Source organism: Streptomyces sp. NPDC007856, from assembly GCF_042868225.1.
Lineage (GTDB): Bacteria > Actinomycetota > Actinomycetes > Streptomycetales > Streptomycetaceae > Streptomyces.
Genome location: NZ_JBIAEC010000021.1, coordinates 46023 through 60040 on the forward strand (window position 1 = coordinate 46023; position 14018 = coordinate 60040).

The 14018-nt window shown below is 69.3% G+C and carries 15 protein-coding genes and 2 pseudogenes; 6 read left to right on the forward strand and 11 right to left on the reverse strand.

The annotated features are described in order from the left end of the window. Positions 1 to 65: 65 nt before the first annotated feature. From ACFYOH_RS37000 to ACFYOH_RS37025, 6 genes are all read right to left on the reverse strand, one after another. Positions 66 to 995: an anti-sigma factor RsbA family regulatory protein gene (locus tag ACFYOH_RS37000; protein ID WP_388635052.1), complete on the reverse strand. Its 930-nt coding sequence runs from the start codon at positions 993 to 995 to the stop codon at positions 66 to 68. Next, on the reverse strand, positions 992 to 1396 hold the full coding sequence (locus ACFYOH_RS37005) for an STAS domain-containing protein (protein WP_388635054.1): 405 nt from the start codon (positions 1394 to 1396) through the stop codon (positions 992 to 994). The genes ACFYOH_RS37000 and ACFYOH_RS37005 overlap by 4 nt, the downstream gene beginning before the upstream one ends. A 111-nt stretch (positions 1397 to 1507) precedes the next feature. Beyond that, on the reverse strand, positions 1508 to 1963 hold the full coding sequence (locus ACFYOH_RS37010; protein WP_388635056.1) for a hypothetical protein: 456 nt from the start codon (positions 1961 to 1963) through the stop codon (positions 1508 to 1510). A gap of 382 nt (positions 1964 to 2345) precedes the next feature. Then, entirely contained in the window at positions 2346 to 2798 is a 453-nt protein-coding gene (locus tag ACFYOH_RS37015; protein ID WP_388635058.1) for a PRC-barrel domain-containing protein, read from the reverse strand. Beyond that, positions 2795 to 3400, reverse strand: a complete 606-nt coding sequence (locus tag ACFYOH_RS37020; protein WP_388635060.1) for a PRC-barrel domain-containing protein — start codon at positions 3398 to 3400, stop codon at positions 2795 to 2797. The genes ACFYOH_RS37015 and ACFYOH_RS37020 overlap by 4 nt, the downstream gene beginning before the upstream one ends. Next, positions 3397 to 3543, reverse strand: a complete 147-nt coding sequence (locus ACFYOH_RS37025; protein WP_388635062.1) for a hypothetical protein — start codon at positions 3541 to 3543, stop codon at positions 3397 to 3399. Before ACFYOH_RS37025 ends, ACFYOH_RS37020 begins: the two co-directional genes overlap by 4 nt. A 405-nt stretch (positions 3544 to 3948) precedes the next feature. Between ACFYOH_RS37025 and ACFYOH_RS37030 the strand changes: the two genes are divergently transcribed. After that, positions 3949 to 4149 carry an XRE family transcriptional regulator gene (locus tag ACFYOH_RS37030; RefSeq protein ID WP_388635064.1) on the forward strand — a complete coding sequence of 67 codons (201 nt, stop codon included), beginning with the start codon at positions 3949 to 3951 and terminating at the stop codon, positions 4147 to 4149. Positions 4150 to 4669: 520 nt separating this feature from the next. Here ACFYOH_RS37030 and ACFYOH_RS37035 read toward each other — a convergent pair. Beyond that, positions 4670 to 5233, reverse strand: coding sequence for a Dps family protein (locus ACFYOH_RS37035; protein ID WP_388635066.1), 564 nt, complete (start codon positions 5231 to 5233; stop codon positions 4670 to 4672). A 157-nt stretch (positions 5234 to 5390) separates the two neighbouring features. On the opposite strand from ACFYOH_RS37035, the gene ACFYOH_RS37040 reads away from it, so the two are divergent. From ACFYOH_RS37040 to ACFYOH_RS37060, 5 genes are all read left to right on the forward strand, one after another. After that, positions 5391 to 6974: an FMN-binding glutamate synthase family protein gene (locus ACFYOH_RS37040; RefSeq protein ID WP_388635174.1), complete on the forward strand. Its 1584-nt coding sequence runs from the start codon at positions 5391 to 5393 to the stop codon at positions 6972 to 6974. A 14-nt stretch (positions 6975 to 6988) separates the two neighbouring features. Further along, positions 6989 to 8746: a thiamine pyrophosphate-dependent enzyme gene (locus tag ACFYOH_RS37045; RefSeq protein WP_388635068.1), complete on the forward strand. Its 1758-nt coding sequence runs from the start codon at positions 6989 to 6991 to the stop codon at positions 8744 to 8746. Positions 8747 to 8844: 98 nt separating this feature from the next. Then, complete coding sequence (locus ACFYOH_RS37050) at positions 8845 to 9696, forward strand: RNA polymerase sigma factor SigF (protein ID WP_388635070.1); 852 nt, start codon at positions 8845 to 8847, stop codon at positions 9694 to 9696. Between the two features lie 87 nt (positions 9697 to 9783). Then, a complete protein-coding gene (locus ACFYOH_RS37055) occupies positions 9784 to 9912 on the forward strand; it encodes a hypothetical protein (protein WP_388635072.1) in 129 nt (42 codons plus the stop codon). Positions 9913 to 10005: 93 nt separating this feature from the next. Next, positions 10006 to 10302, forward strand: a complete 297-nt coding sequence (locus tag ACFYOH_RS37060; RefSeq protein ID WP_388635074.1) for a hypothetical protein — start codon at positions 10006 to 10008, stop codon at positions 10300 to 10302. 7 nt (positions 10303 to 10309) lie between these two features. Here ACFYOH_RS37060 and glgX read toward each other — a convergent pair whose 3' ends face one another. The 4 genes and pseudogenes from glgX to ACFYOH_RS37080 form a co-directional block, all read right to left on the reverse strand. Next, positions 10310 to 12451, reverse strand: a complete 2142-nt coding sequence (glgX, locus tag ACFYOH_RS37065) for a glycogen debranching protein GlgX (protein ID WP_388635076.1) — start codon at positions 12449 to 12451, stop codon at positions 10310 to 10312. A gap of 268 nt (positions 12452 to 12719) precedes the next feature. After that, the gene (locus ACFYOH_RS37070) at positions 12720 to 13058 is read right to left on the reverse strand and encodes an STAS domain-containing protein (protein ID WP_388635077.1); all 339 of its coding nucleotides are present in this window, start codon (positions 13056 to 13058) and stop codon (positions 12720 to 12722) included. Further along, positions 13055 to 13491, reverse strand: a pseudogene (locus ACFYOH_RS37075) (PP2C family protein-serine/threonine phosphatase); the annotation flags it as partial. The pseudogene ACFYOH_RS37075 and the gene ACFYOH_RS37070, both read right to left, overlap by 4 nt. Positions 13492 to 13586: 95 nt before the next feature. Then, a pseudogene (locus ACFYOH_RS37080) lies at positions 13587 to 13769 on the reverse strand (CPCC family cysteine-rich protein); the annotation flags it as partial. Positions 13770 to 14018 lie beyond the last annotated feature (249 nt).

A 14018-nucleotide genomic window follows, 5' to 3' on the forward strand; every position in this document is an offset into this window, starting at 1 on the left:
GTGCGGTCAGAGCAGTTCTGAGATGGCCTTCACCCCCGGCGTAAACGCCGGAGCACTGGCCAAGATCAAAGGTAGAAGCGGATCGTGGTACCCGCCTCACCGGTGTGGATACGCACGAGGTCGGCGACGTGGTTGACGAGGAGCAGGCCGCGGCCGCCGGGCCGTTCGGGTGCCGGGGGGCGCCGGCCGGCCAGTGGATCGGTGAGCCGGCCTGCGTCCTGCACCTCGCAGACGACCTGCTTGTCCTCCGCCCAGATCCGCAGCGTGCCGCCACCTGCTCCATGAACGACGCTGTTGGTGGTCAGCTCTGCCACCGCCAGCTGGAGATCCTGCAGCCGTGCCCCCTCCAACCCCAGCCGCTCACCCTCCCGTACTGCAAACTCACGTACCGTTGTCAATTGGCCACTGCCCTCGAAGCTCGTCGCCTGGGCGGCCGGCGGCACGGGCAGAGCCTGGTTGTACCTGGCGACGACCGCCTCGGGACTGTACGCAGCCGAAGCCGTCTCGCTCCCCTCGGCGACCACCACCGGGTGGGTGGCCCAAGCGTCCTTCAGCACCCCCTGGTCGAGCCCGTCGACGTCGTACGGGCACAGAATCGTGACGGCACGCCCAGTGAATGCCTCGTTGATCAGCGCTTCGTGCTGCACACACGCGGGGTACTCCACCGCGCTGCGACCGGGCCAGATCGGCTCACCGATGATGCGCACCCGTCCACTGGTATGGGCATCGGCGAACTGGCGCAGCACTCCGGGAATGATCCGCCCCGGGTTCCGGCCCGCCTGCGTCATGTCCACGAAGTGAACCCGACGGGCCTGGTCACTGAGCTGGTCCTTGATCAGCTGGAGTCGGTCCGGCGGCGCGGCGACCGCAACTGGTTCCTCCTTGGCCAGCCCCTCGAGTACGAAGGGGACTGTACCTGTCACATACTGCTGCTCCCCGCTGTAGAACAGCGCCGGATGCACAAACTCCTGGGGCCCGGGTGCGGTGCCGGTCATGCAGCCACCTCGATCCCGCCCAGGCCGGGCCAGAACAAGTCCAGAATGCGCGGTACCTGGGGCGGTGGTTGGTCAAGGACGAGCAGGCGATGCCCACTCAGTGACCGTGCGGTCATCACCAGATCCGTCACCCCCGCCACGTCGATGAACGTCAGCTGGGACATCTCGACGTACAGGCAGCTCTCGCTCCGCCGTGACAGCTGGCCGAGGGCTTCCTGCCACATCGGCCGCGTACTCACGCCGATCTCGCCTTTCGCATACACGCCTGGGCGCTCCAGCAGCGGACGTACCTCCAGCCGAGCCCCGCCGAGTGACGGCGCGGCGCAGTGCGCCTCCCTATCGAGTGGGACATCCACGCGCTTCCCCTCACTCTGCCCGAATCGCCCCTCGACGGCGTGCACCCGGATGAGTACAGCCGCTGTCCATCTATACCAGGCGTATGACGCGAACCCGGCGAGTTGTCCGACGACCGGGATTCGACGGTATCGCGCAGAGGTTGCCGGGAAGGTCATTTAGCACTGGTGGCCAGTGGCTATCGTCCGCCAGGCACCAGGATTATGACTGATGATCAGGCTGAGGCGTACGGTCGCCACGTCCAGGGAGACGATCATCGGATACAGCGGTGAGGTGGTGCCGTGCATCATCAGCACCTCGTTGAACCGCTCGTACTCCACCGGCGCCCGCCGCGCGGGCCGCACATGCACCATCGCCGGCTGCGACAAAGCAGCTCGTGCGTCGACTGAGTCGCGAACACGGCCGGTCCGGTCGGGACCAGGGAGCGACGACTCATGTATCGCCATGCCGTAGCCGCCCGCATAGAGTGGCTGGAATCGGGCATACGCGAACCACGCCTCGTCGAAGTGCACCTGCGGGCTGCTCGCCGAGAGGGTGCGCTTGAGGTCGCCTGCCGCTTCCAGGCGGCCGGCGCCGCGAGCGAGATCGGAGGCGACTGACTGCACTCCGGGCATGCGGCTGACCTGCGTGCGCTCCCTGACCGAGGTCCGAGAGGCACTGGCCGAGGAGACACCGGACTGCGTACTGCCCATCGGTGCCAGCAGTCACAGGACGTGCGGGGTGGCATGACGCAAACCGAACCGCGCGAGGCCCGGCGTGGCGCCGGGGGCTGCCGTCGCGCGAGTACCGGCGCGGCCTCCATGACCTGCGCGATGGACTGGCGGGGGGCGGCAGGTGGGCCGTGAACGGAAGCCGGACCCCTCCTGTGCCGCCCGCCGCTGACGTCGTAACCTCGGAGCCTGCCGCATGCCTGACGCGGGAGCGGGACAGCGACACGTCCGCGCCGACGACCGGCCCGCCGTGTCTGAGCTGCGTCTGGCTACGACCGTGCGCAGCTCACTCCCGTGCCCCCGGACTCCCGTCGGGCTCGACGCGGACCACCACGGCGTAGGAGCCGAGGCCAAGGAGGTGGTCTGCGGGGATGTCGCCGAGTGCCGTGTAGAGCCTGAGGATGTGCCCGGTCGTGTTGTCGAAGGCGATGTCCTTGACGGTGCCGTGCGCGGTGCCGTGTTCCGTCAGGACCCGGTGCCCGAGGGCCTCCTGATGGGCGGGAACATCGCTCCGCCCGGGATCGGTGCCGGTGCGGGAGCGCACGATGACGGCGTCCCGTCCGACGGCTTCGATCGCGTTCCAGGCGATGGTCGTGGCGTGTTTCGGGGCCCCGGACAGACGCAGGCAGGCGACCCGCCCGTTGCGGGCATCGATGGTCAGCGACTCCACGCGCCCGAGCTGTTCGGCCTCTTCGGCGGTGATCACGGGTATGCCCAGGGCCTGGGAGAACATCATCATGCCGCGCCTCCTTCTCCGGACGTGGGTGCGCCGGCACACGGTGGCGCGGCCTGCGCACGGAAGGCCTCGACCTGGGCGCTGAAGCTGGGCAGGTCGTCGGCGATGAAGCAGTTGGCATGCGGAGGGACAACGAGAGCCCGGCCGGAGACGGCCAGTGTCTCCCCGCGCGGGATGAACGTCTTCCGCTTCCGGGAATCGAGGTTTTCGTGGGCGGCGATCTCGAATCCGATGACCCGCCCGCCGACGCCGGCCTCGATCACCACGTCCAGGACCGTGCCCACCTCGGTCCCCTGGTCGGTGAGGACGGGCGCGCCGATGACCTGACCGCGTTCGGCTTCGCCGGTCCCCACGACCACGTTGCGGTTCTCCAGGACCGCCTCACTGGGAATCATCACGGCGGACGGTCCGATGGCATGCACTCCGGAGAACGGGAGGCTCTCCTTAAGAGGGCCGGACAACGGCCCGCGTCCGCTCAGGGTGAAGCCCGTGATCCGACCGGCCTGAGCATCGAAGACGGTGTCGCGGATCTGGGCGACCTCCTCGCCGCCCAGGGTCACGACCACGCGCTTGGTCAGTTCGGAGGCGAGCATCAGGGAGTTCACCGTCCCCCCTCCTTGCCGCTCCGGTGACCTGAACGCACCGCGATCACCGTGCCGTTACGGCGTTTCGCCTGGACTGCCAACGTTGTCGCGGCGAGCAATCCTGCCACCGCGATCAGCAGGACCACCCAGCCCCACCATTCCATCGCCGACCTCCTTGCTTCCGTCGTCACTCGGGCCGTCGCGCTGTGTGCACGTCCCTGGGCTATCCGGTTGCCCGCGGTAAGCGCGTCGCACGCCTACGGCGCACTGTGAGGCGCGAGTTGGAGACATCAGGGCACCCCTGATTACCTTCCTGGGGCGGCGGGCGGGGGCGAGCAGAAGCGGGTGCCGGCTGGTGCACGAGGTGTCGCTCCATGCGGGTGAGCGTGGCGAAGATCCGCTGTCCGATGCGTTGTCAGGTCGGGTGCCCCGTGGATCCCAGCGTGGCCTGTGCCTGCCTGTGGAGACTCCGGGTAGCCGCACCGGTGGCAATGCGCCCAGCCGGGGTCGAGGAGCGGAACACGGACGCACTCGCACAACTCATTCAGCAGGCCATGAGACGCCAGCACATGTCGGCCGAGGCGATCGCCGTCGGCACCGGCATTCGGACGCCGCGCATCAAGGCATTCGCGGAGGACGGCGCGATGGGCCCTGTCCGGCCTACGGAAGAAGAGCTGACCGCACTCGCCGCGATGCTTTCGATGCGCACCGCCGACGTACTGGTGGCGGCGTATGCCACGGGCCCCAGCCGAGTGGGGGCGACGAGCTGAGGCGTCCCGCCTCGAAGGTGCCGACGCGATCCTTGTCCGGGCCTGTCGTTCCCCTGCTGCCGGCTGCCCCACCGGCATAGGCCGGCGTGGGTCGGAAGCGGGGAGCCGGCGCATCGGCGGAGCCGAGGACGTCGGTCGGGACGCTGGCGCACTGCCGCGCTCCTGCCGTGAGTGCGAGCAGGACGTGGTGAAGGAGACAACCCGTCGGGGCGCGCTGCGTCTTCTGCGCGTGGGAGGACAGCAGCCTCGCGGGCGAGTCGTCCTCTTCTGCGTCCGGCTGTGCGAGTGGATCGTCTGCACACGGCCTGCGGCCGGGAGAAGATGCGGCGGATCGGGCCCGCGCCCGAGTAGCCGGCGGTCTTCGGAGACGTGGTTGGCTGTCCCACTCCGCCCGCCGCCGGGCCGTCGTACGGTGTGTCGCCCGGAGGGGCGCCGTAGACGCGATTCTGCGTGCGGGCGACGGTCGGCGGCCGTGCCCGGCCTCGCCCGAGGGCCCGGCCGCCGTTGCCGTGGGGGCTGTTCAGCCCAGTTCGGCGCCCTTGGCGGCGGCCTCCTCCTCGGTCCGGGCCTGTCCGGTGGCGAGCGTGCCGCCCGCGCTCTCCAGGTGGGCCCGCACGAACCACTGGAACTGCTCCAGGTCGCGCAGCTGCTCGATGAGAAGGTCCTCGGTGGCAGTGTCTATGCCGCCCGCCTCCTTGATCGCGGCGCGGACCCCTTCGATCACGCCCGTGTAGACGAGGTCGAGGGCGCCGAGATGGGCGATGGCGTCGGCCCTGCCGATGGAGTAGTCGTCCCAGGTGCGTTCGGCCACGAGCGCTCCCGGCGTTCCCTGCGCGACACCGCCGAGCGCGGCGATGCGCTCCGCCACGTCGTCGGCGATGTCCCGGACCCGGTCCACCTGGGGGTCGATCATCTCGTGGACGGCGATGAAGTGCGGCCCGACCACGTTCCAGTGCACGTGTTTGAGCGTCAGATGCAGATCGTTCAGGGCGTGCAGGCGCAGCCGGAGCAGACCGATCAGCCGGCCGGCCGCCTCGCGCTCGATGCCGGGGACGGTGTACTTCGGGGTCAGATCCTGTGTCATGACTCACCTCGGTATGTCTACGAAGACTCGGTTTCCGCGCAGATCGCGCGTCCGCACCAGCTCGCTTGCCCCGGTTCCTCCGGCGCAGACATAGGCGGTCGAGGCCGCTGCCGTCTCGGCGTGCATGGCAGGCGGTAACCGGGCAATGCGCGAAGTTGTGACACGCATCGTCATCATCGTCCTGACTCTGCTGGCCGCTCTCGGCGCCCTTGCCGCGGCGGTCGCCGACTCACCCGCCTGGTGGTTCGCGGCCCTGCCAGTTACGTTTCTGGGCGCGCTCGGCGCCTGGGATCTGCTGCAGCGCCGGCACTCGGTGCTGCGCAACTATCCCGTCCTCGGACATCTCCGCTTCCTCATGGAGAGCATCCGCCCGGAGCTGCAGCAGTACTTCATCGAGCGGAACTTCGACGGGCGCCCCTTCGACCGGGACGTGCGCAGCATCGTATACGAGCGCGCCAAGGGCACCGACGCGGAGGAGCCGTACGGCACCGAGCGGGACGTGTACCAGCCTGGTTACGAGTATCTGGTCCCGTCGATGGCGGCGTGCCCGGTGCCCGAGTCCGCGCCGCGCGTGCGGATCGGCGGCCCGGACTGCGCCCGTCCGTACGACATGGCCCTGCTGAACGTGTCGGCGATGAGCTTCGGCTCCCTGTCGGCCAACGCAGTCCTCGCGCTCAACGGGGGTGCCGCGGCCGGGGGGTTCGCCCAGGACACCGGTGAGGGCGGGCTGTCCGAGTACCACCTGCGGCCTGGGGGCGACCTCGTGTGGGAGATCGGTACCGGGTACTTCGGCTGCCGCACCCGGGACGGGGGCTTCGACGCGGCCGAGTTCGCCGACAAGGCCGCGCACGACCACGTCAAGTGCGTGTCCCTGAAGCTGTCGCAGGGCGCCAAACCGGGCATCGGCGGTGTCCTGCCCGGCGCCAAGGTGAACGCCGAGATCGCCCGCGTCCGGGACGTGCCCGAGGGGCGGACGGTCGTCTCGCCGCCGTACCACAGGGTGTTCTCCACTCCGCGTGAACTGGTCCGCTTCATCGCCCGCATGCGCGAGCTGTCCGGTGGCAAGCCCGCCGGGTTCAAGCTGTGCGTGGGCTCGCGACGGCAGTTCCTGGCCGTGTGCAAGGCCATGCTGGAGGAGGGCACGGCGCCCGACTTCATCGTCGTGGACGGCGCCGAGGGCGGAACCGGCGCGGCGCCGCTGGAGTTCGCCGACCATGTGGGAACCCCGCTCACCGAGGGCCTGCTCACCGTGCACAACGCCCTCGTGGGAACCGGCCTGCGCGACCAGATCCGGATCGGGGCCAGCGGCAAGATCGCCACTGGCACCGACCTCGTCAAGCGCATGGTGCAGGGCGCCGACTACGGCAACGCCGCACGGGCCATGATGTTCGCCGTCGGCTGCATCCAGGCCCAGCGGTGCCACACGAACACGTGCCCCACCGGTGTCACGACCCAGGACCCCGGCCGGGCCCGTGCCCTCGACGTCCCCGACAAGACGGCGCGCGTCCAGCGCTTCCAACAGGCGACGGTGGCCAGCGCGTTGCAGCTCATGGCGTCCATGGGCGTCACAGATCCCGCAGACCTGCGCCCGCACATGCTGCGCCGGCGCATCGACCCGTTCACCGAACGCTGCTACGAGGAGCTGTACGAGTGGCTCGAGCCCGGGCAGCTGCTCGCAGAGCCGCCGGACTCCTGGGCGGCCGACTGGAAGGCCGCCGACCCCGACCGTTTCACCGTGTGACCTGGAGGAATCACGTGGCCCGTACCGTTGCCCAAGTCATCGTGGACGCGCTGAGCGAACTCGGCGTGCGCCAGGTGTTCGGCGTCGTGGGAGACGCGCTCAACCCCCTGACCGACGCCATCCGCACCACCGAGGGCCTGGAATGGGTGGGGTGCCGGCACGAGGAGGCGGCGGCCTTCGCCGCCAGCGCCCAGTCGCAGCTCACCGGAACCCTCGGCGTGTGTATGGGCACCGTCGGACCCGGTTCCGTCCACCTCCTCAACGGACTGTACGACGCGGCCAAGAGCCACGCCCCGGTCCTGGCCATCGCCGGCCAGGTACCGCTCGCCGAACTCGGCAGCGACTACTTCCAGGAGGTCGACAACGACGCCCTCTTCAGCGATGTGGCCGTCTTCCGCGCGACGGTCACTTCCCCCTACCAGCTGCCGCAAGTGCTGGAGACGGCGGTGCGCCATGCACAGGGCCGCAAGGGCGTCGCCGTCCTCACCGTGCCGGGCGACCTGGGCGACCGGGAACTGACCGCCGACCGGCCGGCCCGGTTCTCCCTGAACGCTCCGGTGAGCCGGCCGGAGGAGCCGGCCGTACGCCGCGCCGCAAAACTCCTCGACCGCTCCGAATGGACCACCCTGCTGGTCGGGGAGGGCGCCCGCGCCGCCCGCGATGACGTCCTCGCCCTCGCCGACCGCCTGGCCGCGCCCATGGTGCTCACCCTGAAGGCCAAGGCAGGATTCGAGGGCGAGGCCAATCCCTTCCAGGTCGGCCAGACGGGCCTGATCGGCAACCCGGCCGCCACGGCGGCCCTCCAGGACGCGGACACCCTCCTCCTGCTCGGCACCGACTTCCCCTACCGGGACTGGTATCCCGAGGGCCGGACCGTGATCCAGGTGGATACCGAGGCCACCCACATCGGACGCCGTGTCCCGGTCGACGTCGGGCTCGTCGGCGACACCGGCGCCACCGTGCGCGACCTCCTGGACCACCTCACCGCCGCACCCGCCGGGTCCGAAGGCGGCCGCGACCGCTCCCACCTCCACAAGGCGCGCGAACGGTTCGAGCAGTGGCGCTCGGGCCAGGCCCGGCTCGCCGACCCAGCCCACGACAAGGGCCTCGCCGGCCGCGTCCGCTCCGCCCTGGACAACCGCCACCACGCCATCCGCCCGGAGGCGCTGGCCGCGGCAGTCGACCGGATCGCGGCCGGCGACGCCGTCTTCACCTCCGACACGGGCATGGCCACCGTCTGGCTCTCGCGCTTCGTCGAGATGCGTGGCGACCGGCGCCTGATCGGCTCCTACAACCTCGGCTCGATGGCCAACGCCATGCCCCAGGCACTGGGCGCCCAGTGCCTGGACCGCGAACGCCAGGTGGTGGCCTTCTGCGGCGACGGAGGGCTGAGCATGCTCCTCGGTGACCTCATGACCCTGAAGACCTACCGCCTTCCCGTCAAACTCGTCGTCTTCGACAACCGCCGGCTGGGCATGGTGAAACTCGAGCAGGAGCAGGCAGGGCTGCCCGAGTTCGGGACCGTGCTCGACAACCCCGACTTCGCCGCCGTGGCCGAGGCCATGGGCATCACCGGGATCCGCGTGACGGACCCGGCCGAGGTGGAGGGCGCCGTGCGCCGCGCTCTCGGCGCTCCGGGCCCGGTGCTGCTCGACGTTCTCACCAACCCCGACGAGATCGCCGTACCGGCCAAGCCGACCGTCGAGCAGGGCTGGGGATTCGCGCTGGCCAAGGTCAAGGAGGTCGTACGCAGCCACGGCGAGCAGGACTGAGACAAGACGGAGGAATGCCGGTCGGGCTGCCGGGTATCCGCCTGCTTGCCGGAGAACGACCGGCAAGGGCAGAACCGATCGACTGGGAGGGGCGCACGATGGCGACGACGGCCGTACCGACTGCCGAGGAGACGGTGGATGTACCGGACGTACCGGAGATCGCCGACCCTTCCAAGGTCGCGCCGAGGGATGCGCGGGAGCTGTCCAAGGTGTTCTTCGACCAGCTCGCGGTGCTGGAGGAGGGCACGCCGGAGCATCAGTACGCGCGCAACACGCTCATCGAGATGAACATGTCCCTCGTCCGCTACGCGGCCGGCCGGTTCCGCAGCCGCGGCCCGCAGGAGATGGAGGACATCGTCCAGGTCGGCATGATCGGCCTGATCAAGGCGATCGACCGGTTCGAGCTGTCCCGCGAGGTCGAGTTCACCTCCTTCGCCGTGCCGTACATCGTCGGTGAGATCAAGCGGTTCTTCCGCGACACCTCCTGGGCCGTGCACGTACCGCGCCGGCTGCAGGAGGCGCGCGTCCAACTCGCCCGTGCGAAGGAGGAGTTGAGTAGCAGGCTCGGCCGGACGCCGACCACCAAGGAGCTGTCGGAGCTGATGTGCCTGCCCGAGGAGGAGGTCGTGGAGGCCCAGCTCGCCTCCAACGGCCACACGTCGGCCTCCCTGGACGCGGCGATCAACGGCAGCGAGGACGGTGAAGCCGCGCTGGCCGACTTCATCGGCGACGAGGACGCCGCCCTGGGTCTGATAGAGGACTTCCGCACCCTCGCCCCGCTGATCGACCAACTCGATGAGCGTGAACGCAACCTCATCCACTGGCGCTTTGTCGAGGAACTCACCCAGGCCCAGATCGGCGAACGCCTCGGCATCTCCCAGATGCACGTCTCCCGACTGCTCTCCCGTCTCCTGGCCCGCCTGCGCGAAGGCATGCTCACCACTGGATGACGGCCCGGGCGCCCGACAGTCGGCCTTCCTCGCGGCCGGGCGCAGCGCCGGACACCGCGGCGAGGCCATCGGTATCCGGTGGCCCTGGTGGGCGCGTACCTGGCCGCCAACATCGTCGTGCTAGCCGTCGCCACTTGGCACGTCGTCGGCCATCCGGCAAGGATCAGCCACTGGGCCGGCGCGCACGGACCACTGCAACTGTTCGCCCGCGCGTGAGAGTCGGGGGCGGAGAGGCCAGCCGTGGACCATACTCGGAGGGGTCCGCCCGGACCGCCCACGAGCGGACCGCTCATCTCGCTGGAAGTGTCGGTGCGGGACGCGTCGGACTTGACGGCAGAGGCCACCGTGCACGGCACCGAGGAGAACGAAGTGGCACTGCTGCGGGTGCAGGGCCCCACGATGCCCGACACCATCGTGGCGATCCTGCTGGAACTGCGTGACCGCACGGGCGAGGTGCCGCATGCATGCGTCAGCTGGTCGGAGGACGGTCCGGTCGGTCTCCTGCTCCGTTTCTGGTCTTCGGCGACGGAGAAGCGGCCCCGGTCACCCGCGAGGTCCTGCGCCGCACCGAGCCTGCCCCGGAGCGGCGGCCGCGCGTCCCCATGAGCCGAGGTCAGCCTTCCTGGTGAGCGCGGAGCACGAGCAGGGAGTGCGCCTCCGCCTCCACCTCGCTGCCGCTCTTGATCAGCGGCCGGTACTCGGTGTAGGGGATGGCCGTGTCCACCTCCACCGCCCACCACGGGCCAAGTTCTTCGGGGACGGCGAAGGCGAGCGGCTGGCTGTGGGCGTTGAAGAGGAGAAGGAACGAGTCGTCCACCACGGGCAGGCCCCTCAGGTCCGGTTCCGTGATGGCCTTGCCGTTGAGGTGGACCATCAGGGACCTGGCGAAGCCGGTGTCCCAGTCGGTGTCGGTCATCTCCCGTCCAGCGGGGGTGAACCAGGCGATGTCCTTGGTCTCGGTGCGGCCGCCGTGAGCGGGACGTCCCTTGAAGAACCGTCGCCGGTGGAAGACGGGATGGCTGCGGCGCAGCGTGATCAGCCGACGGGTGAAGTCGAGGAGTTCGCTTCCTTCGGTGACCTGTGACCAGTCGATCCAGGTCAGTTCGTTGTCCTGGCAGTAGGCGTTGTTGTTGCCGCGCTGGCTGCGGCCGAGTTCGTCGCCGTGCAGCAGCATGGGTACGCCCTGGGAGAGCAGCAGGGTGGCGAGGAGGTTGCGCTGCTGGCGGGCGCGCAGCGCAAGGATGCCGCGGTCGCCGGTGGGGCCCTCCGCGCCGCAGTTCCAGGAGCGGTTGTGGTCCTCGCCGTCGCGGTTGTCCTCGCCGTTGGCCTCGTTGTGCTTGCCGTTGTATGAGACCAGGTCGCGCAGGGTGAACCCGTCGTGCGCGGTGACGAAATTGACCGACGCGTAGGGTCGGCGTCCGTCGTTCTGGTACAGATCGGAGGAGCCGGTGAGCCGGGACGCGAACTCGCCGAGTGTGCCGCCCTCGCCCCGCCAGAAGTCGCGTACCGTGTCGCGGTACTTGCCGTTCCACTCCGTCCACAACGGCGGGAAGTTGCCCACCTGGTATCCGCCGTCGCCGACGTCCCAGGGCTCGGCGATGAGTTTCACCTGGGAGATGACCGGGTCCTGCTGGACGAGGTCGAAGAACGACGACAGCCGGTCCACCTCGTGGAACTGCCGGGCCAGGGTGGCTGCCAGGTCGAAGCGGAAGCCGTCGACGTGCATCTCGGTCACCCAGTAGCGCAGCGAGTCCATGATCAGCTGCAGGGTGTGCGGATGGTTCATCCGCAGGCTGTTGCCCGTGCCCGTGGTGTCCCAGTAGAACCGCGGGTCCTCCACGGACAGACGGTAGTACGCCGCGTTGTCCAGGCCCCGCAACGACAGCATGGGTCCGAGGTGGTTCCCCTCGGCGGTGTGGTTGTAGACCACGTCGAGGATCACCTCGATCCCCGCCTCGTGCAGGGCTTTGACCATCGAGCGGAACTCCTGCACCTGCTCGCCGCGCTGCCCGGAGGAGCAGTAGGCGTTGTGCGGGGCGAAGAAGCCGATGGTGTTGTATCCCCAGTAGTTCGACAGGCCCTTCTCCACCAGCGCGTGATCCTGCACGAACTGGTGTACCGGCATCAACTCCACCGCGGTGACGCCCAGCTTGACGAAGTAGTCGACCATGGCCGGGTGCGCCAGTGCGGCGTAGGTGCCGCGGATCGCCGCCGGTATCGCCGGGTGGGTCTTCGTCATGCCCTTCACATGGGCCTCGTAGACGACCGTCTCGTGATACGGCGTCCGCGGCGGATGGTCGCTTCCCCAGTCGGAGTAGGGGTTGACCACGACCGACTTCGGCGCATACGCAGCGGAGTCCACGTCGTTGCGCCGACGGGGGTTGCCGAAGCGGTAGGGGAACAGCGCCTCGTTCCACTCGACCTCGCCCTCGATCGCCTTGGCGTACGGATCGAGGAGCAACTTGTTGGGGTTGCACCGCTCACCGCGCTCGGGCCGGTACGGCCCGTGCACCCGGAACCCGTAACGTCGGCCGGGCCCGACGTCGGGATGATGGATGTGGTGGACGAAGCCGTCCACCTCGTGCAGCGTGACGCGTTCCTCGACGCCGTCCTCGTCGAAGAGACACAGGTCCACACGCTCCGCCACTTCGGAGAACACGGCGAAATTGGTCCCGGCGCCGTCGAAGGTGGCGCCCAAGGGCGACATCTGCCCCGGCCGCGGGCCGACCTCTGTACTTTCCTGCCAGATACGCATGACCCCGCGCCTCCCCGATACGGACGGTGGGCAGCCCGCACCGTCCGTACCCTTGTGCCCGGGTCGTGAGTGCGTATGCCGGTGCGGTCATGCGGCCCGGGACGGTTCGACACAGCGAGATCCGGTCGCAGATCGCGGCATCTCGCGGCCCTGATTGACGAACGGGGCGGCGGCTGACGGCATCCGCCGGTATGCACCGATGATCAGCCCCGGTAAGCCGGCCGGTACGCCGGTACGCCGGTACGCCGGTACGCCGGTACGCCGTTGGTCAGGGCCGGGTGGCGGTGTCGCTGTCGGGGTGGAGGGTGAAGATCTGGTCGAGGCCGACGATGCGCAGCACGCGCAGGGTGGGGGGCGGGACCGCGGCGAGCGCGATGTCGGCCTGGGCGGCGTGGGCATGGTGGCGCGCGGCGATCAGAGCGGTGATGCCGCTGGAGTCGCAGAATTCCATGCCGGCCAGGTCCAGGACGAGGCGTTGGCCGGGCCGGAGAGCGAGAGCGGCGAACGCTGCGCGCAGTTCGGGGGCGGTGAGGTAGTCGAGTTCGCCGGTGATCTCCAGGACTGGACCGGTCGTGGCGTCTCGGGTGGTGATCGTCAGGGGGCTCATTCGGGGGTTCTCGTCGGTGGGTGGGCGGGGAGGTTGCCGGGGGCGCCGAGGGCGAGCAGGGCGGTGCCGTCGTCGAGGCCGTCGCCGAAGCTGTCCAGCAGGCCGGTCAGGGCCTGGATGACGGCGTGTGGTGGTTGGCAGGCGTGGTGGGCGGCGAAGGCGTGCAGACCGTCGTCCCCGTAGCGGTCGGTGCGGTCCTTGCCGGTGCGGGCTTCGGTGAGGCCGTCGGTGTAGAGCAGCAGCGTGTCGCCGGGGGCCAGGACGGTGCCGGCGGCCGTGAAGCGGGCCTCGGGCAGGATGCCGACGAGGAGGCCACCGGGGTGGGCAGGTAGTCGGCCCTGCCGTCTGCGCGCAGTACGAGCACCGGCGGGTGGCCTCCCGAGTACTGATCAGCTGCAGGCAGACCGGAGTTCGCCTCGGGGCACCACCGGGGAATACAGGAAGCAGGTGCCATACCCCCTTTCGAATCGGACAGGTCTCACTCATCCGCTTCACCTGTCCCGCGCAGGGCCTGCTTGATTGCCGGTCCCCGGAGCGAGTATGAGCTGCGTATTCCGCGTACCGAAGGCGGGCGGCAGTCAGGCTCTCTGACCCGTTCGGCCCGCCCCAGGCCTCATCGGCATTCAGGTCATCCTGCCCGTCGTCTTCCCAACCGCACTCCGGGCAGATCTCCCACGCGCACCGGGCGTCAAGAGTCAAGAGGTGGCAACACGGGCAAGCGTAGGGCCCTCCTCGTGGGGGGACATGCTTCTCGCAACTCGCGTGGCGTCATCACACGAGGAGCGTGCCGGCCTCCAACGTGATCACAACCGGAGGCAAGCTCTAGTGTCCCAGCTCCGTAGATGGCGATCTTGCTTTGTCCGCAGAATTGGCCTGGGAATCTGTCATAGAAATGGACCGTACTCCGGTGCCACTGGGTGCGTAGCGTTGCACGCATGAGTACGAACGAAGCACACGGAA

Coding starts and splice junctions, on each gene's coding strand:
- ACFYOH_RS37015 (WP_388635058.1), bottom strand. CDS start 2,798: ATGATGATGTTCTCCCAGGCCCTGGGCATACCCGTGATCACCGCCGAA.
- ACFYOH_RS37035 (WP_388635066.1), bottom strand. CDS start 5,233: ATGACACAGGATCTGACCCCGAAGTACACCGTCCCCGGCATCGAGCGC.
- ACFYOH_RS37030 (WP_388635064.1), top strand. CDS start 3,949: ATGTCGGCCGAGGCGATCGCCGTCGGCACCGGCATTCGGACGCCGCGC.
- ACFYOH_RS37025 (WP_388635062.1), bottom strand. CDS start 3,543: ATGGAATGGTGGGGCTGGGTGGTCCTGCTGATCGCGGTGGCAGGATTG.
- ACFYOH_RS37050 (WP_388635070.1), top strand. CDS start 8,845: ATGGCGACGACGGCCGTACCGACTGCCGAGGAGACGGTGGATGTACCG.
- ACFYOH_RS37070 (WP_388635077.1), bottom strand. CDS start 13,058: ATGAGCCCCCTGACGATCACCACCCGAGACGCCACGACCGGTCCAGTC.
- ACFYOH_RS37000 (WP_388635052.1), bottom strand. CDS start 995: ATGACCGGCACCGCACCCGGGCCCCAGGAGTTTGTGCATCCGGCGCTG.
- ACFYOH_RS37010 (WP_388635056.1), bottom strand. CDS start 1,963: ATGCCCGGAGTGCAGTCAGTCGCCTCCGATCTCGCTCGCGGCGCCGGC.
- glgX (WP_388635076.1), bottom strand. CDS start 12,451: ATGCGTATCTGGCAGGAAAGTACAGAGGTCGGCCCGCGGCCGGGGCAG.